The sequence below is a fragment of the Commensalibacter sp. A3DC genome, assembly GCF_047307945.1.
GTDB classification, from domain to species: Bacteria; Pseudomonadota; Alphaproteobacteria; order Acetobacterales; family Acetobacteraceae; genus Commensalibacter; species Commensalibacter melissae.
Window position 1 is genome coordinate 22,049 of sequence record NZ_JAXOQA010000006.1, and the last position, 24,452, is coordinate 46,500.

20 protein-coding genes and 2 pseudogenes are annotated in these 24,452 nt (G+C 37.8%); 14 read left to right on the forward strand and 8 right to left on the reverse strand.

The window, feature by feature from the left end; translation table 11 throughout:
* Positions 1-8 precede the first annotated feature (8 nt).
* The 3 genes from dld to U0839_RS01415 form a co-directional block, all read right to left on the reverse strand.
* Entirely contained in the window at positions 9-1,739 is a 1,731-nt protein-coding gene (gene dld / locus U0839_RS01405) for a D-lactate dehydrogenase (protein WP_413549918.1), read from the reverse strand.
* A gap of 205 nt (positions 1,740-1,944) precedes the next feature.
* The gene (locus tag U0839_RS01410) at positions 1,945-2,532 is read right to left on the reverse strand and encodes a CarD family transcriptional regulator (protein ID WP_122123352.1); all 588 of its coding nucleotides are present in this window, start codon (positions 2,530-2,532) and stop codon (positions 1,945-1,947) included.
* Positions 2,533-2,626: 94 nt separating this feature from the next.
* Positions 2,627-3,508, reverse strand: coding sequence for a bestrophin family protein (locus U0839_RS01415; protein WP_413549920.1), 882 nt, complete (start codon positions 3,506-3,508; stop codon positions 2,627-2,629).
* A 407-nt stretch (positions 3,509-3,915) separates the two neighbouring features.
* Here U0839_RS01415 and U0839_RS01420 point away from each other — a divergent pair, with 407 nt between their 5' ends.
* Together U0839_RS01420 and U0839_RS01425 are read left to right on the forward strand one after the other, a co-directional pair.
* Positions 3,916-5,844: a site-specific DNA-methyltransferase gene (locus U0839_RS01420; protein WP_413549921.1), complete on the forward strand. Its 1,929-nt coding sequence runs from the start codon at positions 3,916-3,918 to the stop codon at positions 5,842-5,844.
* A gap of 10 nt (positions 5,845-5,854) precedes the next feature.
* Entirely contained in the window at positions 5,855-8,500 is a 2,646-nt protein-coding gene (locus tag U0839_RS01425) for a DEAD/DEAH box helicase family protein (RefSeq protein ID WP_413549922.1), read from the forward strand.
* Positions 8,501-8,594: 94 nt separating this feature from the next.
* Here U0839_RS01425 and U0839_RS01430 read toward each other — a convergent pair whose 3' ends face one another.
* Together U0839_RS01430 and U0839_RS01435 are read right to left on the reverse strand one after the other, a co-directional pair.
* On the reverse strand, positions 8,595-9,314 hold the full coding sequence (locus tag U0839_RS01430) for a GNAT family N-acetyltransferase (RefSeq protein WP_413549923.1): 720 nt from the start codon (positions 9,312-9,314) through the stop codon (positions 8,595-8,597).
* 112 nt (positions 9,315-9,426) lie between these two features.
* On the reverse strand, positions 9,427-10,338 hold the full coding sequence (locus U0839_RS01435; RefSeq protein ID WP_413549924.1) for an AraC family transcriptional regulator: 912 nt from the start codon (positions 10,336-10,338) through the stop codon (positions 9,427-9,429).
* A gap of 187 nt (positions 10,339-10,525) precedes the next feature.
* Between U0839_RS01435 and U0839_RS01440 the strand changes: the two genes are divergently transcribed.
* The 3 genes and pseudogenes from U0839_RS01440 to U0839_RS01450 all read left to right on the forward strand — a co-directional run bounded on the left by U0839_RS01440 (position 10,526) and on the right by U0839_RS01450 (position 12,464).
* The gene (locus U0839_RS01440; protein ID WP_413549925.1) at positions 10,526-11,551 is read left to right on the forward strand and encodes an aldo/keto reductase; all 1,026 of its coding nucleotides are present in this window, start codon (positions 10,526-10,528) and stop codon (positions 11,549-11,551) included.
* A 77-nt stretch (positions 11,552-11,628) separates the two neighbouring features.
* A complete protein-coding gene (locus U0839_RS01445) occupies positions 11,629-11,988 on the forward strand; it encodes an aldo/keto reductase (RefSeq protein WP_255487941.1) in 360 nt (119 codons plus the stop codon).
* Positions 11,976-12,464: pseudogene (locus U0839_RS01450) on the forward strand (aldo/keto reductase). The gene U0839_RS01445 and the pseudogene U0839_RS01450 overlap by 13 nt, the downstream one beginning before the upstream one ends.
* A gap of 285 nt (positions 12,465-12,749) precedes the next feature.
* Here U0839_RS01450 and rlmN read toward each other — a convergent pair.
* The 3 genes from rlmN to U0839_RS01465 form a co-directional block, all read right to left on the reverse strand.
* On the reverse strand, positions 12,750-13,955 hold the full coding sequence (gene rlmN, locus U0839_RS01455) for a 23S rRNA (adenine(2503)-C(2))-methyltransferase RlmN (RefSeq protein ID WP_155565233.1): 1,206 nt from the start codon (positions 13,953-13,955) through the stop codon (positions 12,750-12,752).
* 35 nt (positions 13,956-13,990) lie between these two features.
* A complete protein-coding gene (argJ, locus tag U0839_RS01460; protein ID WP_413549927.1) occupies positions 13,991-15,226 on the reverse strand; it encodes a bifunctional glutamate N-acetyltransferase/amino-acid acetyltransferase ArgJ in 1,236 nt (411 codons plus the stop codon).
* Between the two features lie 251 nt (positions 15,227-15,477).
* The gene (locus U0839_RS01465; protein WP_155565235.1) at positions 15,478-16,428 is read right to left on the reverse strand and encodes a peptidylprolyl isomerase; all 951 of its coding nucleotides are present in this window, start codon (positions 16,426-16,428) and stop codon (positions 15,478-15,480) included.
* A 286-nt stretch (positions 16,429-16,714) separates the two neighbouring features.
* Between U0839_RS01465 and secA the strand changes: the two genes are divergently transcribed.
* From secA to U0839_RS01510, 9 genes and pseudogenes are all read left to right on the forward strand, one after another.
* Entirely contained in the window at positions 16,715-19,357 is a 2,643-nt protein-coding gene (gene secA / locus U0839_RS01470; RefSeq protein WP_155565236.1) for a preprotein translocase subunit SecA, read from the forward strand.
* Between the two features lie 63 nt (positions 19,358-19,420).
* Positions 19,421-20,170, forward strand: a complete 750-nt coding sequence (locus U0839_RS01475; protein WP_155565237.1) for a YebC/PmpR family DNA-binding transcriptional regulator — start codon at positions 19,421-19,423, stop codon at positions 20,168-20,170.
* A gap of 5 nt (positions 20,171-20,175) precedes the next feature.
* The gene (gene ruvC / locus U0839_RS01480; RefSeq protein WP_198193336.1) at positions 20,176-20,682 is read left to right on the forward strand and encodes a crossover junction endodeoxyribonuclease RuvC; all 507 of its coding nucleotides are present in this window, start codon (positions 20,176-20,178) and stop codon (positions 20,680-20,682) included.
* Positions 20,679-21,305, forward strand: a complete 627-nt coding sequence (gene ruvA / locus U0839_RS01485) for a Holliday junction branch migration protein RuvA (protein ID WP_155567929.1) — start codon at positions 20,679-20,681, stop codon at positions 21,303-21,305. Before ruvC ends, ruvA begins: the two co-directional genes overlap by 4 nt.
* Entirely contained in the window at positions 21,302-22,360 is a 1,059-nt protein-coding gene (gene ruvB / locus U0839_RS01490; RefSeq protein WP_155565239.1) for a Holliday junction branch migration DNA helicase RuvB, read from the forward strand. Before ruvA ends, ruvB begins: the two co-directional genes overlap by 4 nt.
* Before the next feature lie 5 nt (positions 22,361-22,365).
* On the forward strand, positions 22,366-22,830 hold the full coding sequence (locus tag U0839_RS01495; RefSeq protein WP_196424688.1) for a YbgC/FadM family acyl-CoA thioesterase: 465 nt from the start codon (positions 22,366-22,368) through the stop codon (positions 22,828-22,830).
* Between the two features lie 152 nt (positions 22,831-22,982).
* A complete protein-coding gene (gene tolQ, locus U0839_RS01500; protein ID WP_110439004.1) occupies positions 22,983-23,708 on the forward strand; it encodes a protein TolQ in 726 nt (241 codons plus the stop codon).
* Positions 23,709-23,713: 5 nt separating this feature from the next.
* Positions 23,714-24,169, forward strand: a complete 456-nt coding sequence (tolR, locus tag U0839_RS01505) for a protein TolR (protein WP_110438801.1) — start codon at positions 23,714-23,716, stop codon at positions 24,167-24,169.
* A gap of 25 nt (positions 24,170-24,194) precedes the next feature.
* A pseudogene (locus tag U0839_RS01510) lies at positions 24,195-24,452 on the forward strand (energy transducer TonB); the annotation flags it as partial.

Consider the following 24,452-nt stretch of genomic DNA (forward strand, 5'->3'; position numbering starts at 1 on the left):
TAAAGCTGTTATTCTTTCCAGTTTTTTAATTTGCTAGTTTTTCCAATGCCAGGATTGAAAGCATTGCAAGGATCAAGATCTTTGTAAAAATTCTTCAAAGGATCTTTGGCTGGGTAAAGATGACCGACATTATGTTCAGCGGGATATTCCGCTCCTCTTTGATCAAGAATTCTCAACATTTTTTCTTCAAGTGCAAATACATCATATCCTTTTTGAATAATATAATCCTGATGAAAAACGTGACAAAAGAAATGACCGTAATATAATTTATGGAGAATTGGTTCTTCTATTTCTTCAGGCAAATGTTCCACCCATTCTTTATCATTACGGCGTAGGGCAACATCAATGGCCAGAATATTTTCAACCGTATCCGTATGGACATTCCTGTAACGAACAGCAGCGCCTGCCACGGCAAAGCGATGCAGGAATGCTTTGCGACCTTCTTCGGCATTGCATTCAAAAAAGCTTCCCGATGTTTTTTCCTTAAAATAAGATTTTAAATGGGAACGAACAGGTTCAATTTCTTCTTTGCCCACTTTCAATAGCAAATGATGTTCATATTTTTTTGCATATTCGTTCATTCGTTCCGGCAAATGCTGGGGAAATAATTTGCTAAAAAACTGCATTGCCTTGTCACTGAAATGTTTTGGGAAAAACGGGATTTTATTTGTAATAAAATCAAATTTGTTTTTCAGGGAGAATAATTGTGGAATATGTGCAGTACCCAGACAATTTATAAAAATGAATGTATCTTTTCCGTAAATAGCGGCAATATTGTAAGCATCTTGATGGATATACTCACCGGATATGGGAACTATTTTCTTGCTGAGCATATTATATCGAATATTGGTAAGATCATTTGGATCGTTTGTACCGATATAAAAAACTCTTGTTTCCTTTTCCTGTGGAAATGTATCAAGGCGTACAGCAAAAATTGAGAGTTTACCAGCACATCCAGAGGCTTCATATAAATGATTGGGATCGGCATTATAACGGGCGGGTGTAGGGGCATCAACTTCGCAGACATGATCCCTATAATGATGGTCTGAACAGCATTTATCAGATTGTTTTATCAATTCATGATCAAAATTACCGTGATCAAGTCGTCCCAGAATTTCCTCAGGTGTGTTTCCCAACTCAACGCCAAGATGATTAACAAGTTCTAATTTACCCTCTTTGTTACATTGGGCATAAAGGGCCATCTCGGTATAGGCGGGGCCTCGCTGAACCAATGCTCCACCAGAATTATTGCTTATTCCTCCAAGAACTGAAGCACCGATGCAAGATGATCCGATTACAGAATGAGGATCACGATGATAGGGCCTTAATTTTTGTTCAAGTTCATTTAAAGTCGCCCCGGGAAGACATATTACCTGCTCACCATTATTAATCACATAAATTTTTTTCATTTTCATGGTGTTAATAATGACAATGTCACGATCATAATCATTGCCATCGGGGGTAGATCCACCGGTCAATCCAGTATTGGCGGCCTGCATGATAATTATTATATTTGATTCTATACAGGCCTTGACAACATTCCACTGATCCAGAATATGCTCTGGCGTTACAATTGCGATTGCTTTCCCAGATCCATATCGAAAACCATTACAATATAATCCCATTTTGGATGGGTCAGTTATAACGTTTCTGCTTCCAGATATTTTTGTTAATTGAGCAATCAAATTTTGATTGGATGTATTATGAGAGGCAGAAATCGATTTTTTTTGAAAAAACATTTTGTATACGCTTTTGACAATCTAAAAATTATTCAGGTTCTAATAACCTTTATAAATAGTTAATAAGCCTTTTATCATACTCGTTTAATATCATTTGTAAAGGATAACAAAATGTCATTATATATTCATTTATTATAAATAAAGACATGAAAAAAAGGAGAGCAACTCTCCTTTCGTTGTAATTGTAATGATCAATTGATAAATTCTAAGCTGTTTTCATCACGTTTGTTAATTCGTTGAGAACGTCTTCTGGTTTTTTTGATTCCAAAACGGCCACCTCGGTTACAAAACGGTCTTGAGCCGCTTCAAATAGTTTTCTTTCGCTAAAACTGCCATCAAGACTGTCAGCATTTCTGCGTAGATCCCTTAAAACTTCAGCAATCTGCATCAGATCACCAGAATTGATTTTTTCCTGGTAAACCAAAGCCCGTCTTGCCCACATACCTTTGCTGGTTTGCGGCTTGCTTTTAATAATTGACATGGCTTTTCCGACAATTTCACGGGAAGCAATTTTGCGTAATCCAGCTTTTTTTGCTTTATCTAAAGGAATACGCAGGGTCATCTGATTATCTGGAAAAGAGATCTGGATCATTTCCAGTTTCGTGCCTGCAATCTCTTCCACGCCAATACGATCAATTCGGCCTACACCATGTGCAGCATAGACAATGGCATCGCCTTCTTGAAAAGGAAAAGAGGTTTTACTATTGGATTGTTGTGCGGCGGTTTCTGCGACGGCTGCTTGAGCCATTTCGTCGGTTACACCACCTTTGGAAGAATTTTTCAATACACTCATTTAATATACTATACCATATTCAGGATAAATTGTCATTTGATATTTTAGAAAAAAAATTTTATATAATGTGTATATATAGGTATTTTATTTTAATTTACCATTGAATTCCGTTAATGGAAGGAATAGGGCGTTGAGAAGATTGATTGATTTGTTCAAGCAAATCGATCTCGATGCTGCGTGACATTGTTAACATGGGCAAGGAATGCGGACTTTCATCAAAGGGATCTTGCAAATCATTTCCAATTCGGTCCAGAGCCAAAAATAAGAAACCCACAAGTGCGGACCCTAATGGTGTGATCCACCCAAGTGTATCCACCATTGAAAAAGGAAGAATGATGCAGATAACTTCACTTAGTAAACGGGGCAGGGTGGAAAACTGGATTGATAAGGGTGTATTTTTAATTCTTTCCAAGGCACCTTGTGCATTGGCCAAGTCAGATAAAATTCTGTCGATTTGAGAGTGAAGGGCACCGTCAATATTTTTTTGGCGGCTTTCCTGGGTTACCATATAGCCGATCTGAACGAGAATGCCATTAGGCTGGTTGCGTTGATTTTTAATATAGGTTTGAATGAAATGGGGCAATATTTTTTTAACATTATAGCTGGTCAGGGAATTTTTACCTCTTAAATGATAGGATAGACTGTATGCATATCCGGCCATGGCATAAATAAGCTCGGGTTTGCTATCGAGAATACTCATGCATTGCCTGGCAAATGATCGACAGTTATTTGTGACTGACCCCCAATGTATACGTGCCTCCCACCATCGATTATATGCCGTATTGTTTCTGAAATTCATAAAAAGGACGAGCACAGATCCAATCAGGGCGGTTGGTAATGCGGATTGATCAAACCAGTGTAGATTAAAAATTTTATATCCAATGACGACTAGCATGTCCCAAATAAATAAAATGAGTAAAGGTTTAAAACTTGTCTGTATAAGAAAAAGAAGTCCACGTTTCGGGTTTACAATCATAGTTTAATTTTCATCATTATAATGGATAGTTATTGATTTTATTAAATAAATTAATGGAAAACTATGGTTTATTTTTGTTGATTGTATTTTTTCTTTAAAAATTGATAAGATTAAGAAAATAGCTAATTTACTTTCAAGCGCATAAAATCACCAAAAACTAGACAAAAAACGAGTATAAACATTTTGAATTGATTCAAATTATCTTATAAAATTATGCTGATTTTAAATCTGTATAATTATAATACTAAAACATGTTTAATTTGTGTTTTAGATGCTAAATTAAGCTACTTTTGTATGTAGAATTCAAACCGGATATATATTGTAGTAAAAAAATTAGTATAAAATCAAGTTTGTTTAAAAATTCTCCATTCATAAGGGGATTTTTTATTAAAGGGTTAATTATTTAAATGAAGAATTCTTTGTCTCCGCAACAAGAAAAATTAGAACAACTAAAACAATTACTGCCAGAGGTTTTTACGGAAGGTAGGGTTGATTGGGAAAAGCTAAAATTATCTTTGGGAGAAGATATTAATATTAAAAATGAACGCTATATTCTAAATTGGGCAGGAAAAAGTAATGCTTATAAAGTATTGCAAGAACCGACCTCTAAAACACTCTCCCCAGACAAAAATGAATCCGTTGATTTTGATAAGACAGAGAATTTATTCATTGAGGGCGATAATCTAGAAGCCTTAAAAATACTTCAAAAAAGTTATTTTGGCAAAGTTAAGATGATTTATATTGATCCTCCGTATAACACGGGTAATGACTCTTTTATTTACCCGGACCGTTTCAAAGAAAATCTTGGAGATTATCAAAAAAATGTGGGGGATAAAGACGATGAAGGATACTTAATACAGGATTCTACTTTTAGGAAAAACAGGAAAGAAAACGGGCAACATCATAGCAATTGGCTCAATATGATGATGCCACGAGTATATCTCGCCAAGAATTTACTGAGAGATGATGGCGTTATCTTTATTTCTATCGATGATAATGAGGTTTATAACCTACGCCTATTGATGAATGAAATATTCGGTGAAGAAAATTTTGTTGCGTTATTACCAACCATTATGAATTTAAAAGGAAATAATGATGAATTTGGTTTTTCTGGGACGCATGAATATTTAATAGTTTATGCTAAATTTTTATCTACATTAAAAGATTTAAAAGGATTAAATAGTTTCCCTCTTAGTAGAGAAGAAATATCTGAATATAATCTAAAAGATGATAAGGGTTTTTACAAACAAGGTGCCACATTGATGCGTACTGGTGAAGCAGGTGCTAGGCACCATAGACCAAAAGGTTATTACCCTATTTATGTATCTCCAAAATTTGATCGAATGTCTTTAAGTAAAATAACAAATGATGATTGGGAGGTTTATCCAAAAACGGTAAATGGGGAAGATATGTCTTGGAGAAGATCTCCTGAAACTTTAAGAAAAAGCTTAGATGAATTTATTATAAAACAGACTAAAGATGGCATATCTTTTTATAAAAAACAACGTCTTGAAGATGATTTAAAATTAGGACAGAAACCTAAAAGTTTATTTTATAAATCTGAATATAGTAGTGGCAATGGTACTGCACAAATAAAAGATATTTTTAATGGTAAAATTTTTTCCAATCCAAAACCATTAGCTTTGATTAAAGATATAATGACAATAGGTTCAGCAAAAGATTCGATTATTCTTGATTTTTTTGCTGGTAGTGGGACGACTGCGCATGCTGTGATGCAATTGAATGCTGAGGATGACGGTCATCGCAAATGTATTTCTATTCAATTACCAGAAATTTGCGAAGAAAATTCAGAAGCCTTTAAAGCTGGATATAAGACCATTGCTGATATTGCCAAAGAACGCATTCGAAGGGCAGGTAAAAAGATCAAGGAAGATAATAAAAACAAAGAAAATATTGATCAACTTGATATTGGGTTTAAAGTCTTAAAAGTCTCTAATAGCAATTTTAAAGAATGGCGAACCGATATATCCAGTGAAGAGCTTGATCAGCAATTAAATCTTCATGTTGATCCCATTGCAGAAGATGCTTCAACAGAAAACATGGTTTATGAATTAATGCTTAAAAATGGTAAGGATTTAAATAGTCATATCAAGCATCATAACAATATCTATTCTATATCAGACCAAGAAAATCATAATAAAAACATTCTTATTTTACTTCTTGAAGAGGTGAATGAAGGTATTATTGAGAATGTTCTTCAACAAAATCCCAATAAGGTTATTGCCCTGGATAAACTTTTCAAGAATAACGATCAATTAAAGACCAATACCGCATTACAAATGCAAGATGCAGATATCAAGTTCGAAACAATCTAAGGTTTTGGTTATGAAGTTAGAATTTGAAGCGAATTTAGAGTATCAAAAAACTGCGATATCTGCTGTGGTTGAGTTGTTTAAAGGGCAATCTAAGCATACAGCAGGGTTTAACCTATATTCAAATGGAAATAATGATCCAATTAATCCGGTAAAAAATAATTTGGATATTGATCAAGCACAAATCTTTCAAAATTTACAGGAAATTCAAGAAAAGAATGGTGTTGCAAAATCTCGGTCGTTAGACAGTATGGACTTTTCTGTGGAAATGGAAACAGGCACAGGAAAGACCTATGTTTATTTAAGAACGATATATGAACTCAATGCCCATTATGGGTTTAGTAAATTCATTATTGTTGTACCTTCTATAGCTATTCGTGAAGGGGTTCAGAAAAGTCTTGAAATAACATTTGAACATTTCCAGAATATTTATGCAAGAGAGCCTCTGAGATATACTATTTATAATAGTAAGCGACCTGTTGATATCAAAGATTTTGCCCAAAGAAATAATATAGAAATCATCGTTATGAACATTGATTCATTTGCTAAAGATCAGAATGTTATCAATAAAATCAATGAAACAGGCCATAAGCTTATTGAATATATTCAGGCAACCTCTCCTGTTGTGATTATTGATGAACCTCAGAATATGGAGACAGAAAAGCGGAAGGAAGCGATTAAAAGCTTAAACGGTTTATGTCATCTACGATATTCCGCAACCCATAAGCATCAATATAATTGTGTCTATCAGCTTGATCCGGTAAAAGCTTATGATCTGGGGTTGGTTAAGCAAATTGAAGTTGATTCCATTCACAGTGATGCAGCTTTTAATGATGCTTATGTTTTTGTCGGTGATTTTAAGACAGCCAAAACCAGTTGTTCTGTTAAACTTACTATTCATGTGAATGATAAGGTTGGTGTAAAGAAAAAGACCATTTCTGCAAAGGTTGGTGATGATTTATTCGAATTATCCAATCACAGAGAAGTTTATAAAGATGGATACATTCTTAATGAGATAAATGCACAAGATGAAAACATTACTTTTTCTAACAATATTACTCTCCATAAGGGGCAGGAAAACGGCAATGATGCAAAAGATGATATTAAAAAATACCAAATTAAAAAGACGATCATAGAGCATTTGGCTAAAGAAGCCAAATTAAGCAAAGATGGTATAAAGGTCTTATCCTTATTTTTTATAGATAAAGTATCTAATTATCGAGACTATGAAGAGAATCAGGCAGTAAAAGGTAAGTATGCACTTTGGTTTGAGGAAATTTATAGAGAGGTATTCAAGGAATGTTATAAAAAAGATATTTCAGATGAGGAACTTGATCGATTGCATAATGGTTATTTCTCCCAAGATAAAAAAGGAATATTAAAAGATACCAAGGGAAATACAAAAGATGATGATGATACCTATAGTTTGATTATGAAAGACAAAGAGAAGCTTTTAGATATTAACGAGCCGTTACGGTTTATATTTTCTCATTCTGCATTAAGAGAAGGTTGGGACAATCCTAATGTTTTTCAAATATGTACTCTGAATGAAACAACCTCTGAAATGAAGAAACGCCAGGAAATAGGGCGAGGATTGAGATTGGCCGTTGATAAAGATGGGAAAAGAATACGGGGTAAAAATATTAATCGTCTGACGGTTATTGCCAATGAATCTTATGATGATTTCGCAAAAGCTTTACAAAGTGAGATTGAAGAAGATTGTGGCGTTAATTTTCAAGGTCGGATTAAAGACAAAGCACAAAGAACGAAGGTTATTTATAAAAAAGATTTTCAGGCAGACCCGTTATTTTTAGCAATATGGAATAAGATTAAATATAAAACAACCTATCGTGTTCATTATGATACCAATCAATTAATAGACAAAGTTGTCGAAGCTATCAAAATTTTACCTAAAATAACAGAACCTATTCTTTATTCGGAAAAGGTATTTTTGAATATTGATGAAGAAGGTGTCCAGACTAATTATTTGGCAAGTGAGCGTAATAAAACTCAAATAATTGCTAAAAATATTCCTGATATATTTGCTTATATTGAAAATAAAACTCAACTGACGAGAACAACAATTTTAGAGATATTGAAAAAATCTGAACGAATTGGTGATATTTCCAAAAATCCTCAAGATTTTCTTGATAAAGTTTGCGATGTTATTTCTAGAGAAATGCAGGAATTAATGATTGATGGTATTCGGTATCAAAAAGTTGGGCTTACTGAATATGAAATGAAGCTGTTTGATAGTAAAGAACTTGAAATCTATATGAATGACAATTCTTTTCAGGTCACAAATACTGGCAAAACCATTTATGAAAATATAATTCCTTTAGATTCAGAAACAGAAAATCAGTTTGCTAAAGAGTGTGAGACTAGTGAACAAGTTAAATATTATTTTAAACTTCCAAATTGGTTCAAAATAAAAACACCTATTGGAAATTATAACCCTGATTGGGCGTTAGTGTTTGAAAATGATGCAAAGATATATTTTGTTGTGGAGACTAAAAATACAGGAAATGATGTTGTTGATTTATCAAAACTATCTAAAAGTGAGCTATTGAAAATTAAATGTGGCAAGGCACATTTTAAAATTATGGATGATGTTAGGTATGAGGTTGTAACGAAAGTTTCAGATCTTAGTCATATTTAAAATAATTATTACATCTTGTAATTAGACGGTAATTACAACTCATCGTCTTTTTTTAACAATCGGTATGTTTGTGTATTGATTTGATTACATGTTTTTACTTAACATAATAATTCATCAATTTTTGCAAGGATTTCTTCTGAATTCCTTCAGAATCAAAATTGTCAGAATCAAGCCAGTCATTAAATGCCTTGGAAAGTTTTTGAAATTCAAGATCAAGAATTGAATACCATGCTGTATCCCGGTTACGGCCATGAATAACCAAAGCTTGACGGAATATTCCCTCGAATGTGAAACCGTAGCGTAATGCCGCAGCACGAGAGGGTGCATTTAAGGTATCACATTTCCATTCAAGACGACGATAACCAAGTTCCTCGAATGCATATTTCATTAAAAGATAGATTGCCTCCGTGGCCATTGTTGTTTTTTTTAATCGTCCAGAAAAAATAACGCTACCAATTTCTATCACACCATTTGTTGGATCTATTCGCATGAGAGCAATTGAACCGATTGCTTGATTGGAATTCTTGTCAAGAATGGCATAATGAAATGGATCTTTGATATTTTCTAATTTAAGTAGCCATTCCCGATATTCATTAAAATCATTAAACGGGCCGGATAAAAGATAGGTCCATAGCCCTTTATCAGTACCGTTAAAAAAGGCATCATAAAGTTGCAAAGCATGTTGTCTGACATTTATGCGTTCAAGCCGGCAATATTGTCCCGTGATTGTTTCTTTTTTGGGAAGCTTTGCTTTTTTCCATGAAGGAAGAGCTTGACCAATCGGTTGTTGATAAGCATTAAAACGGATCGACATCGTGGACCTTTCTATGAGAGGAATAATTCCAGTCAGGCAAAATTACTGTTAGAAATTGAATAAGCATTTTTTAGTGGAGCTATACGAAAGAATGACATTCTGGAATGAAAAACTATATTTGATTAAAATTTTTTATATCTTTTTGGGGAGACTTGCCAAATATGGCTTTGTAATCACGACTAAAATGTGAGGGACTTTTATAACCAACCTGATAGGAAGCAGTGGCAGCGTTAAGATTATTATTGATCATCAGACGTTTTGCTTCATGAACGCGTAACCATTTTTGATATTGTAACGGGCTTTTTCCGGTTAGTTGGCGAAAATGATGATGCAAGCTTGAGGGGCTCATGTTAACAGCACTGGCAAGATGGCTTATTTTCAAGGGTTGAGAATAATTTTGTTTAAGCCATTCGATTGCTTTTCTGATATTAGATCCTGTATTACCAGTTGTTATAATCTGTAAAAGAATTGGTGCTGCATCGCTGGTTAGCAGTCGATAGTAAATTTCCCTGATGACTAACGGGGCAAGAACTGGAATGGTTTCGGGCTCATCCATTAAGGATAGAAGCCTGTACATGGGTTCCAAAAAGGATACATTAACACTGCAAATAGATACACTGCTACATTTCGTTTTGTTTGAATTCCTAAGATCAATTTGTGTACTTAACTCTGCAATAATATTGCGTTCCAAATTTAAGGAAATTCCAAAACAGGGTTTAATAGGGGATGCTTCCATTATTTGGCTGTTCGTAGGGATGTCCAGAGAAGTAATGAGCAAATGATGTTTGTCGTATGGAAAGATATTTTTATCAACGATTATCTGTTTAGTACCCTGGCATAACAAACTGATACTCGGTTGATAAAAACAGGCACATGCTTGACGAGGTATCTCTTTTCTAAAAAGTTTGAGATCTTTAATCAGGGTGGTATGTGCACCCGGTGTTTTTACATGTCGTTCAAGAATATTGATTATTTTTTGATAAAATAATTCGGTTTGACTGTCTGAAGACTGATTGAGTGTCATTATAATGGATTAGACAAATTGATGATTATTCAGATTTTATAACTAAACATAAATTATTTGCAGGATCAGGTAATTATTACGGAATATCAAGATATTATACAACGCTTTTTTTATCGTATTATTTATTTGAAAATCAAACAATAAAAAAGATTTTCGATAATTTTCATATCATATTTGAGATAAAAAAATGAAGTATATAAATCTAGGTCGTACAGGTCTTAAAGTATCGAGATTATGTTTGGGATGCATGAGTTTCGGTGAACCCAACCGGTTGCCACAAGCCTGGTCAATTGATGAAACTGCTGCACGCCCTTTTTTTAGACAGGCCATTGAGGCGGGAATTAATTTTTTTGATACGGCAAATATTTATTCTGGAGGCAGTTCAGAGGAAATAACGGGGCGAGCATTGAATGATATGGCACGGCGAGAAGAAATTGTGGTGGCGACCAAGGCTTTTTTCCCTTGGCGGAATTCGCCTAATACAGGTTTTCTATCGCGTAAAGCTCTTTTTCAATCAATTGATGACAGTTTGTCACGATTAAAAATGGATTATGTAGATCTTTACCAAATTCACCGTTTTGACCATGGAACCCCGATCGAGGAAACCATGGAGGCCTTGCATGACATCGTGAAATCAGGAAAGGTTCGCTATATTGGAGCATCCTCTATGGAAACATGGCGTTTTGCCAAAATGCAACATATTGCAAGGCAAAATGGATGGACACGTTTTGTTTCCATGCAGCCTCAATATAATTTGCTTTATCGGGAAGAGGAACGGGAAATGTTGCCTTTTTGTGCGGATCAAGGTATTGGTGTCATTCCTTGGAGTCCAATGGCAAGGGGACGATTGACTCGTGATTTTGATGAAGTTACACGACGTACTCAAAATGATGCTTTTGCTTTGAAAATGTATCAGGATGCAGAACAGCAGGATCGAAAAGTCGTGGAGGTTGTCGCAAAGATTGCCAACTTGCATCATGTCCCTCGTGCATATGTCGCATTGGGCTGGTTATTATCAAAAAAATACGTAACGGCACCTATTATTGGGGTAACAAAGGCTGAACATTTGACAACGGCTATAAAGGCGCTTGATTTTTCTTTAACAGAAAATGAAATAAACAGTCTTGAAGCACCTTATGTACCGCATCCTGTAAATGGAATTATTCCTCCATTGTCAAAGGAACCTATGACGATTACACCGCCCAAGGTTTAGATATTCCAATTCATTTGAATTGCATTATCTGCAAAATCAAAAATATTTAAAATTGCAAACAAAAAGATTGAGCTATCATGAGATATCGATTTTTGGGAAGAACAGGTCTGAAGATAAGTGATTTATGTCTTGGAACCATGAATTCTGGTGATGTCACGGATGAAAAAGAAAGCTGCATGATTATGGATAAGGCAATTGATGCAGGAATTAATTTTTTTGATACGGCAGATGTTTATGGAGGATTACAATGGCCAGAAATTCCTAGGGGATATGGCATTTCTGAAGAAATTATTGGACGATGGCTTAAAAAGAGCGGTCAGAGAGACAAGGTTGTATTGGCTACCAAAGTTTACCAGCCTATGGATTTTGGGCCGAAGGCCGGCATTTGTCAGCTTATCATATTCGAAAAGCGTGTGAAGACAGTTTGCGACGCTTAAAAACTGATCATATTGATCTTTATCAAATGCATCATATTGATCGAGAAACTCCATGGGAGGAAATATGGCAGGCAATGGAGTTATTGGTTCAACAGGGAAAAGTTTTATATATAGGAAGTTGTAATTTTGCTGGTTGGCAAATAGCCACAGCTCAGGGATTGGCCAAGGAACGTCATTTTTACGGACTGGTTTCTGAGCAAAGCCCCTATAATCTGACAGAACGTACAGTTGAGCTGTAAGTCCTTCCATCCTGTCGATATCATGGTCTTGGATTTATTCCCTATTCTCCATTGGCAGGTGGATTGCTTGGGGGTGTCCTTTCGAAACAGAAAAATGGCGAGCGACGTTTTAGAGAACAGGAACTGAAAATAATTGATAAATTAAGATACCAACTTGAAAAATATGAGAATCTTGCTGCTGAACTTAAAATAACTCCTGCAAATATTAGCCCTTGCCTGGTTAAGACATCAACCTGATGTCACAGCACCGATTATTGGACCTCGTACTGAAACACAGCTGGATAATGCTATTGAAGGGCTTTCCATTGCATTGTCAGATGAAATAATACATACTTTAAATGATATTTGGCCCGGTATGGGGGGTGAGGCACCTGAAGCCTATGCCTGGTAGAAATTTTTCAAGTCTATAATTATTGATGATAAATTCATATAATCATGTGAATTAATTTATTTCGAAAAATTGTGAAAATAAGATTAAATAAATTATTTTCACAATTTTTATTTGATTTTAAAACAATGTTGTCAGTCAGAAATTGTTTCGTTATGTTTTAAATTTTTAGAAATTTTGGCTTTTTGGCTTTCAGTGCGTAATTGTCCGCATGCTGCAAGAATATCACGCCCTCTTGGGGTGCGGATGGGCGAGGAATAACCTGCCTGCATAATGATATCGGCAAACTTTTGCACCTGTTCAGTTTTGGAGGGTTTGTAATCACTGCCTGGCCATGGATTAAATGGAATTAGATTAACCTTGGCATGAATACCCTTTAATAGATGCACCAGTTCACGTGCATCTGATTCACTGTCATTAATTCCCCTTAACATAATGTATTCAAACGTTATTCGACGTGAATTACTTGCTGCAGGGTATCGACGGCAGGCTGCCAGAACGTCTTTTATAGGATATTTACGATTTAAGGGAACGAGCTCATTTCGTAAATCATCCCTGACAGCATGAAGGGAAATGGCTAGATTAATTGCCAGTTCCCTTCCACATTGATCCATCATGGGAACTACACCGGACGTTGACAAGGTAATCCGGCGACGAGAGATTCCAATTCCCTCATCATCCATAACGATACGCATTGCCTTGGCAACATTGTCATAATTATAAAGAGGTTCGCCCATTCCCATCAGAACTATGGTTGATAGAAGACGGGGTCTTCCAGCGGTCGGGGTTGGCCATTCATTATAACTATCCCTTGCCGCCATGAATTGACCTACGATTTCTGTTGCACCAAGATTTCGAACCAGATTTTGCGTGCCGGTATGACAAAAACGGCAGGACAACGTACATCCGACCTGTGAGGAAATGCAGACAGCACCACGATCTTCTCGACGATCTGGAATATAAACTGTTTCAGCTTCTTGTTTATCCCTGAAGCGAAAAAGAAACTTGCGGGTATCATCTTTTGAGGTTTGTTGCATAACCAGTTCCGGTCGGCTGATCACACAATGTTTTGCCAATTTGGCTTGCAAGGGTTTACTGATTGAACTCATCAAAGAGAAATCGGTAACACCTTTATGATAAATCCAGTGCCATAACTGTTTCGTGCGGAAGGATTTTTCCCCCATATCCATTAGGACCTCTTCCAATTCTTCCCGTGAAAGTCCAACAAGTTCCTGTCTTCCATCTGATAATTTCAAGGACGGAGGACTGAAAAGTGCTGACTTTGCTAGAATTCTTTTTTTTTCTTCTTCAGAAAAATCGGAGATAATAGGGGTATTCATAAAGAAACGATTCAATTGATAATAAATAAAAGAAATTAGGAACGCAGATAAGAGCCGTTAATTTCAATATAACCTTGTGTTAGGTTGCAGCTCCAAATTTTTGCGTGTCCCTCTCCCAGATTCAGGTTGACTTTAATTTTTATGACTTGTTCTTGCATATGCTTGTTAACTTTATCTTGGTCATAATCTGATAAAACCTCACCTTGTTTGGCAACCCAAATATTATCTATTGCCACTGACAAAAGGTCACGGTCGGCTGGTTCGCCGGCTTTGCCTACCGCCATTACAACACGTCCCCAATTGGCATCCTCACCTGTTATTGCTGTTTTCACAAGAGGGGAGTTACCGATTGATTGTCCGATTTTAAAAGCTGATTCATTGTTAACGGCACCTTCAACCTTGATTTCAATCAGTTTTGTTACGCCTTCACCATCCCTAATAACCAAAAGAGCCAATTCTTGTAACAATTTTTCTAAGGCATTTGAAAAATTGCTTAATCTTGGGTCATCAATATCATTGATTTCGGTATTGGGGGTCTGACCCGTGGCAAATAAAAGAAGGGTATCAGAGGTTGATGTATCGGAATCAACTGTTATTGAATTAAAGGTTGTTTTGACTTTTTCATTTAATAATTTTTGTAAGACAGTAGCGGGCAATTTTGCGTCAGTTGTAACAAAACAAAGCATAGTGGCCATATCAGGTGCGATCATACCGCTCCCCTTGGCGATTCCCTGAATAGTGACAGGAATATTGTCAATATCTGTTTTAAGGGAAAAGCCTTTGGCAAATGTATCCGTAGTCAGGATTGCTTGAGCTGTTTCCTTCCATTGATCAGAAGCCAATTTCGAATAAAGTTCTGGAAGATAATTGATGATTTTTTGATAAGGAAGCTGTTCGCCAATAACCCCTGTAGAGGCAACAAAAATTTCTTCGGGTGCGCAGTTTATTGTTTTTGCGGCTGCCTGTGTTGAATATTTAACTGCATCAAAACCTGCCTGACCCGTAAATACATTGGCAATACCGGCATTGACAAGTAATCCCCTGGCTTTACCGCGAGATAAAATTTTTCTGCACCAATCGATAGGTGCACCTGGACATTTGTTTTTGGTAAATACTCCTGCGACGGTTGTGTTCGGAGCGAATTCCATTAACGATAAATCAAGACGTCCAGTATATCGTAATCCTGCTTGAACAGATGCAAGTTTTACACCGGCAACGGGGCAAAGTTCAGGGAGGGTTACGGCAAGCGGAGAAACAGGATAACTCGACATGGTAGACTCTTTTTCAACAATGGAGCAAAATAATGGATACGATAGGATTGATTCATATCCGGTTATAATGAAATATTTATATTTTACTGAAAATGTTTTTTACAAGTTTTCTTTATAAGAAAAAAGGATTTAATGATATGTTTTTTGAACTAAATTCTTTAGGGATATTAATCAATAAACATTCTGAATTTATAAAAGGGAAAATTTATTTTCCCTTTTATAAAAATTTTTAATGATTCGTTCTGTCAGAGTTATTTTTTTTGTGTGGCAGGCATTTGTGTTAAAGAATGAATGGCTTCATCATTTTTGGTAATTTTACTTTGTTTAATTACATTTTCAATAATGGTTTTCATTCTTTGTTGATACAGGTTTTTGCGAATTTCATCTTTTACCTTATCCAATGGTGGTACCGGAGCGTTTCTATAACCAAGAACCTTGATGACATGCCAACCAAATTGGGTTTTCACCGGAGCGGTTGTAATTGTATTTGCTTTCAGTGCAAAGGCTGCATTGATGAATTCCGGTGCAAGAGGGTCATTTTGTTTGACCCATCCCAAATCACCGCCATTTTCGCTACCGCTCTCTTTATCGGTTGAATATTGTTTGGCAAGATTAGCGAAATTTTTGCCTGCATGAAGTTGACTGATGATTTTTACAGCTTCCGGTTGTGTTTTTACAAGAATATGACATATATGCGCCTCTTTAACAGGGGCTGCGTTGGCGAAATGCTGATCGTAAAAAGTTTGAATGGCTTTATCGTCAATTGGATTTTGTTTTAAATTCTTTTCCAATTCAGATTTTTGGAATGTCGAAAACAGGATATCCTTTTGCATGAATTCAATTTGTTGCTTGACCTCAGGGGAATTCTGTAAATTCTGTTTTTCAGCAACTTGTAGCACTGCATTTTGAACAATTAATTGCTGAAGGATTATTGTTGTCAAAACAGGTGCAGGCAGACTTTTATATTGATCGGGCAACATCTTGCGCATGTTTTGGACATCATGATACGTAATATTTTTATCATTAACAGTTGCCAAAACAGTATTTTCATCTATTTTGCTAGGACTTGACTGATTTTGAGCGGCAGGTGCTGACGGGGTAGATGTGACAGCAGGTTCAGCGGCAATAACTGCTGTTGTCAAAAGGCTTGAGGAAAAAAGAAGGGTTGCTGCAAATTTGAATGATTTGTTGTAAAAAGACATATAGTACCTTTATTTATTGAGAGGATTAAAGATAATTTTGAATATGTTTATATCATGGAAAGGTGAAATTGTCCCATTATTTTAATAAAGTTCCTTTCTTGAAAAAAGTTAAACCACTTTTAAAATTTTAAAATGATATTTATGGTGTAAGTAAAGTTGGTTATAATACCGATGAACTTATTTCTATATGTATTTTTCTGTCTGGATTGAATTGTGTTCTAATTTATTTATAACTAGCCCTTTGTAATGACAGGCAGGATTACAAAGCGTTATTTGGAAAACATTGATGTTTGCAAAATTTGCCCGTGTCTTTTTCGGCACCTCTAATGAGCGTTCATTAAAAGCTTATCAAAAGCGACTACCTGAAATCAATCAATTGGAACCTGAAATACAGGCTCTGGATGATGTTGCATTGGCTAATAAAACGGTTGAATTTCGTCAAAGGTTAGCTGATGGAGAAACACTGGACAATTTATTGCCAGAAGCGTTTGCTGTAGTCAGAGAAGCTTCGAAAAGGGTTTTGGGAATGCGTCATTTCGATGTCCAGCTGATCGGGGGAATGGTTCTTCATGATGGTAAGGTTGCCGAAATGCGTACAGGTGAAGGTAAAACATTGGTGGCAACCTTGGCCGTATATCTGAATGCACTATCGGGAAAAGGGGTGCATGTTGTAACGGTGAATGATTATCTTGCCTCACGTGATGCTGCTGAAATGGGCCGGCTCTATAGTTTTCTTGGCATGAATGTCGGAACGATTATCGCGGATTTGAGTGATATTGAACGAAAGGCTGCTTATGCCGCCGATATTACATATGGGACAAATAATGAATTCGGCTTCGACTATCTTCGTGACAATATGAAATACAGTCTTGATGAAATGGTTCAGCGTCCGTTTAATTACGCCATTGTGGATGAAGTTGATTCGATCTTGATAGATGAGGCTCGTACTCCATTGATTATTTCGGGGGTTGCGGATGACAGTTCAGATCTATATCGTTCCGTTAATGAAATTATAAAAGAGATAGTCAAAGATCCTGCCAATTATGAAAAAGATGAAAAATTCCGTAATGTCATTCCAACAGAATTGGGAACCGAACATATAGAGCAGTTAATGCGTGAAAAGGGTGTATTGAAAGAGGGAGGGCTGTATGACACTCATAATATCGCGTTGGTGCATCATATGCAGCAGGCATTACGGGCGCATACCTTGTTTGCCAGGGATGTGGATTATATCGTCCGTAACAATAAGGTCATTCTAATTGATGAATTTACTGGACGTATGATGGATGGACGTCGATATTCCGATGGATTGCATCAAGCACTTGAAGCCAAGGAACATGTGGAAATACAGCAGGAAAACCAGACTCTAGCTTCAATCACTTTTCAAAATTATTTTCGTCTTTATCCGAAACTCGCCGGTATGACGGGAACGGCAATGACAGAAGCCGATGAATTTGCCGAGATTTATAAACTGGACGTTGTGTCAATTCCAACCAATCTTAAAGTTCAGCGTAAGGATGAACATGATGAAATCTATCTGACCGCGGCTGAAAAATATGATGCGGTTAGCCAGCTTATCGAAGAGGTACATAAAAAGAAACAGCCTATCTTGGTTGGAACAACATCGATTGAGAAAAGTGAACATCTTTCAAATTTGTTGAATAAAAAGGGCATAAAGCATAATGTATTGAATGCGCGTTTTCATGAAAAAGAAGCTCAGATAATTGCTCAAGCTGGAGTTCCGGGAGCCATTACAATTGCCACGAATATGGCGGGTCGTGGTACTGACATTAAATTGGGTGGGAATGTGGATATGCTTATCCATCAGCAGCTTTCCCATATCGAGAATGAAGATGAACGCTTGAAACAAGAAACGGCCCTTAAAGAAAAAGTTCAAAAAGATCATGAACTGGTTAAAGAGAGCGGCGGACTGTTTGTAATTGGTACGGAACGTCATGAAAGTCGTCGAATTGACAACCAGTTGCGAGGACGTTCGGGGCGTCAGGGAGATCCGGGAAATTCACGTTTCTTTTTATCCCTCGAGGATGACTTGATGCGGATATTTGGTTCCGAACGCATGGGTGGTATGCTTCAAAAAATGGGCTTGAAAAAAGGGGAGGCCATTGTTCACCCCTGGATCAACAAGGCACTTGAAAAAGCCCAGAAAAAAGTTGAGGCGCGCAATTTCGATATGCGTAAAAACACTTTGAAATATGATGATGTCATCAATGATCAACGTAAGGAGGTATATTCTCAGCGTCGGGAATATATGGCTCTGGAAGATGTTTCAGAAGTGATTGCGTCTATAAGACATGATGTGATCAATATGTTGATCGAAAAATACATACCTGAAAAATCCTTTGCAGAACAATGGCATATTAACGGATTAACCGCGGATGTAAAACGGATATTCAATCTTGATCTACCGATTAAGGAATGGTCTGAAGAGAAAGATATTTCAATTGATATACTTGAAGAGCGCATTACGAAAACCGCTAATGAAATGATGGCCACCAAGGTCGCGAATTATGGTGTTTCAATTATGCGATATGTTGAAAAGCAAGTTTTGCTAACAACGCTTGATGCTGTGTGGAAAGAACATTTGTTGCGATTAGATCAAATGCGTCAGGGTATTGGACTGCGCGCCTATGGTCAGAAAGATCCGCTTAATGAATATAAGAAGGAAGCTTTTGTTCTTTTCAATTATATGCTGGATGAGCTTCGTGAACGGATTACCTCACTTTTGGCCAAGGTTGAAGTCAACGTCTCTGATGATGAAGGGGAAAATTCTTCTTCGGATCTTATAGAGGGGGAAACCCCTCAGACATTATCTGATGCACCAAAAGAGTGGGCAGATACGCCCAGAAATGCACCATGTCCATGTGGTTCAGGCAAAAAATTTAAACATTGTCATGGTCGGTTTGTTTAAAAATCGGGACATGTTTATTAGATTAAGATTGAAATCAAACTGTAAGAATTAAGAGAAAAATTAATGGCAGGACATTCGCAATTTAAAAATATTATGCATCGCAAAGGGGCTCAGGATGCCCGTCGGGCAAAAGAATTTTCAAAAATAATTCGTGAAATAACCGTTTCAGCAAAATCGGGTTTACCTGATCCAGCCGCCAATCCCCGTTTACGTGCAGCCATTGCGGCAGCTCGTGCTGTCAATATGCCAAAGGACAATATTGATCGTGCGATTAAGAAAGCCGCAGGTGGCGCAGATGGAGATAATTATCAAGAAGTGCGCTATGAAGGATATGGTCCATCCGGAGTTGCCATTATCGTTGAGGCATTGACAGATAATCGTAATCGTACAGCTTCGGATGTTAGGGCCGCATTCAATAAATATGGCGGATCCTTGGGGGAAATGAATTCTGTCGCATTCATGTTTGAACGTATGGGTGTTATTACCTATCCCAAAACGGTTGCAAATTTTGATTCAATATTTGAGGCGGCTATTGAGGCAGAAGCGGAAAATGTTGAAGAAAATGATGATGTTTATGAAATAACATGTGCGATGGAAAATTTCTTTGCAGTCCGTGACGCATTGGAAGCCCGGTTTAAAGATCCTGAAAGTGCAAAAATTGAATGGCGTCCATCCAATACAGTTGCATTAGATGAAGATAATGCTCGCACCTTGCTAAAATTAATTGAAGTTCTGGAAGATCATGATGATGTTCAGAATGTTTTTGCCAATTTTGACCTTTCGGACGAGATTGCTGAACGGCTATCGGCTTAAGAGTTGTGGTTAGAATTCTTGGGATAGATCCCGGTTTACGGTTTACCGGATGGGGGATAATTGATGCACGTGACAACCGTCTTACCTATGTGGCAAGTGGTGTCCTGTCTACGAATAGTGATCATTTTGTTCCTCAACGTCTCTGTGTATTAGCATCAGGTTTGGAAAAACTGATTGGTCTTTATCAACCTGAAGAGGTTGCGGTTGAAGAAACCTATGTCAACCGGAATGGCTCTGCCACCTTGAAGTTGGGATATGCTAGGGGGGTGGCATTATTAGTGCCCGCGCAAAAATATATTAATGTTAATGAATATGGTGCTAAAACAGTTAAGCGTGCCGTGGTTGGAACGGGAGCGGCGACCAAAGATCAGGTATCTGTTATGATTCAGCGTTTATTGCCGGGAGCCAAAATTCCAAGAGCTGATGCAGCTGACGCTTTGGCGATAGCGATTTGTCATGCCCATCATCGGATAAGTCAAATTCGTGTTAATAAAGGAACAATAATGGCATGATAGGACAATTGACTGGGCTTTTGATTGACCAAAATGACAGGGATCGTTGTCTCATTGACGTGAATGGGGTGGGATATGTGGTCTATGTTTCAAGCCGGACCTTATCAAAATTGCCTCGTCCTCCAGAAATTGCCCGTGTATTGATTGAAACCATCGTCAGAGAGGATGCCATATTACTTTATGGATTTGCTGATGGAAAGGAACAGGAATGGTTCAGGCTGCTAACAACGGTACAAGGTGTTGGGGTTCGTATGGCGCTGGCGATTCAATCCGTTCTTACGCCGGATGAATTGACTTCGGCCATTATGACAGCTGACAAGGCAAGTTTAATGCGGGCTTCAGGCGTAGGGGCAAGATTGGCTACGCGCATCTTAACTGAACTGAATGGTAAAGTGGCTTCTGGTTCAGATGTGATTAATTCAATTACAATTTCAGGTCAGATAACCGAAAATAATGAGACTAATATTGTTGCAGATGTGTTGCTGGCCCTGGAGGGACTTGGATTTCGTCGAATGGAATCCCAACCAATCGTCGGGCGAGTGATTAAAGGTTTGAAAGAGAAAAATCAACCCCTTCAACTTGATCATATTATTCGAGAAGCTTTACGTGAGTTGGCCCGATGAAGTCTGAAATAAATCGTCCCATAGATGCAACGAAACGTCAGGAAGACACTGTGGAGGTCGCGTTAAGACCTCAATCTTTGGCTGAATTCATTGGACAAAAATCATCACGAGAAAACCTTTCAATTTTTATAGAGGCGGCAAGACAGCGAGATGAGGCGTTGGATCATGTTTTGTTACATGGACCACCAGGGCTGGGAAAAACAACCTTGGCGCAGATTGTTTCCAGGGAGTTGGGGGTTGGTTTTCGTGCAACATCTGGCCCTGTAATTCAAAGGGCTGGTGATTTGGCGGCAATTTTAACCAATTTACAACCAAGGGATGTATTATTTATCGATGAAATTCATCGATTGCATCCTTCAATTGAAGAAATTCTTTATCCGGCAATGGAGGATTTCCAGCTTGATTTAATAATCGGGGAAGGGCCCGCGGCTCGATCGGTTCGTATAGATTTGCCCCCTTTTACGCTTGTCGCAGCAACAACACGGTCAGGTTTGCTTGCCACACCTTTGCGGGATCGATTTGGCATTCCGTTACGGTTGATATTTTATACAACAGATGAACTCAAATTGATTGTTGAAAGAGGGGCCTGTAAGCTAGGATTTGAATTGACTGAAGATGGGGCTGCGGAAATTGCCAGAAGATCTCGTGGGACGCCCAGAATAGCGGGCAGGTTATTACGTCGTGTTCGTGATTTTGCATTTGTCAAGCATAAGAGTGAAAAAGCGGTTGATCGCGAGATTGCTGATGCAGCCTTATCAAGATTGGAGGTTGATCAGCTTGGGTTGGATGCAATGGATCGTCGCTATTTATTGCGTATTGCTGAATTTCATCAGGGTGGGCCGGTCGGTGTTGAAACGTTAGCTGCGGCCTTGGCAGAATCAAGGGATACTCTTGAAGATGTTATTGAACCTTTCCTGATCCAGGAAGGGTTGGTTCTTCGTACAAGTCGTGGCCGTGTATTGGGAGAGAGAGGCTGGCAACATCTTCATCTGAAACCCCCAGCATTATTAAATGCACAATTTGATTTGCTGGATAACGATGTGGTGGAGGAATGAAAATTATGGAGATCATCCCTAGTAATTCATTTGACAAAGGTATATGTAATCCTGCTTTGGTGAAAGAGGAAGTCAAAACTTACCGGTTCAGGGTTTGTTATGAAGATGTTGATGCGGCAGGTATCGTCTATCATGCCCGTTATTTCGGAATTGCAGATCGCGCTCGGACAGAAAGTATACGACGGTTGGGTGGAACAATCAGTGATTTGTACAAGGATTTCGGCTTGGTTTTGGTTGTAAGGGAAGCCGAGATTAAATTTCGAAAACCCTTGTATATTGATGAACTGGTTATTGTAAAAACAAATATAATCACAACTTTGGGGGCAAGTTGTTGGTTATCACAAGTTTTTTTCCGTAATGAAGAAATTGTGACTGAATTAAAAATTCAGCTGGTTTGTCTGAAGAAGGAAACCTATATGCCAGCTCCTTTTCCAGCGGATTGGAAAAGAATTTTTGCTGCCATGATATAGGCAAACCAGTTCGAATAAATTTTTACTCATTATCAAAACAAGATTGTTTTTATTGGAAAAAAAATATATCAAATGGATATTGGAAAATAATAAATAGTCTCAAGTTATATATAAAATTAAATTGAGTGAGACTAATTGTGCAGGAGGCATTTTTGGATCCATCAATTAATGCAGCAAATCTGGCCACACCATCGGCCAGTTTGTCCCCTTGGGCGCTCTTTGTTCATGCGGCGCTAGTAGTTAAACTTGTTATGATCGGCCTAGTTTGTGCCAGTATTTGGGTATGGGCTGTAATTTTTGATAAATATTTTACCCTCCGCAAGGTTAAACGTCAGGCAGATGAATTCGAGGATTTATTCTGGTCAGGTGGGAGTCTTGATGAATTATATGAAAATATTGGGGTGAAACCAACCCATCCCATGGCTGCAGTGTTTAGTGCGGGTATGGGTGAATGGCGACGATCAGCAAGAATTAATGGAATTGAGATGAGCAGTGAGGGAGTCAAACAGCGAATTGATCGTGCCATGTCAATCACTATTACCCGTGAAATGGAACGCCTGGAAAGATGGGTGACCTTTTTGGCAACAGTAGGGCCGGTGGCGCCTTTTATCGGATTGTTTGGAACCGTGTGGGGTATCATGCATGCTTTTGCTTCCATCGCACAATCCAATAACACAAGTCTGGCAGTGGTTGCCCCCGGTATTTCAGAGGCATTATTCGCGACGGCACTGGGTTTGTTGACAGCCATTCCCGCTGTAGTGGCCTATAATTTTGTTAATAACAAGCTTAATTTATTTGCTGAAAGACTTGAAGGTTTTGCGGCTGAATTTAGTGCGATTCTTTCTCGTCAATCTGAAGCAAAAGAAAATCAGGAATAAAATCAATGGGATTTTCTTTAGAGGGTCGAAACAGACGGGGGCGTGGCAGACGTCCACAGGCAGATATTAACGTTACGCCGATGGTTGATGTCATGTTGGTTCTGTTAATTATTTTCATGGTTGCGGCCCCTATGATGACAAGCGGAATCAATGTTGATTTACCAAAAACTGCCGCGAAACCGGTAAATGCAGATACCAAACCGATTACTGTTACAGTCAGGGAAGATGGATCCGTTTATTTGGGAGACAATGTTGTAGATATGAATCAATTGGTGGAGCAGTTGAAAGTCATGTCTCAGAATGATTCTGAACATCGTATCTTTGTTAAGGGAGATCAGCATATCAATTACGGCAGGGTCATGGAAGTGATGGGACGTGTTACAGCTGGAGGATTTACGCATGTCGCGTTACTTGCACAAATGCCTGATACAACATCCAACCCTTCTTCAAAAACGCCATAATTGAGGATTATGTATTTTGCTGGGCATGTACCGTTCTGAGAGAAAAATTTTCAGATGCTCTTTTTTGGCATCAATCGGAACGCATTTTGGGGTTATCGTTCTGGCGATTCTATTATCATGGTTATTTCATTTTGCGCCTCCACCCCCACCCCCTGAAGAAAAACCGGTAGAGGTTGAATTTACAAGCGATAATGCAGGACAAGAAGTTCCCGCTAAATCGGAGCAAGATTCCCCGAACCCGAATGCGCCTGCATTGGAAAAACTGGATGCTCCACCTGCGCCA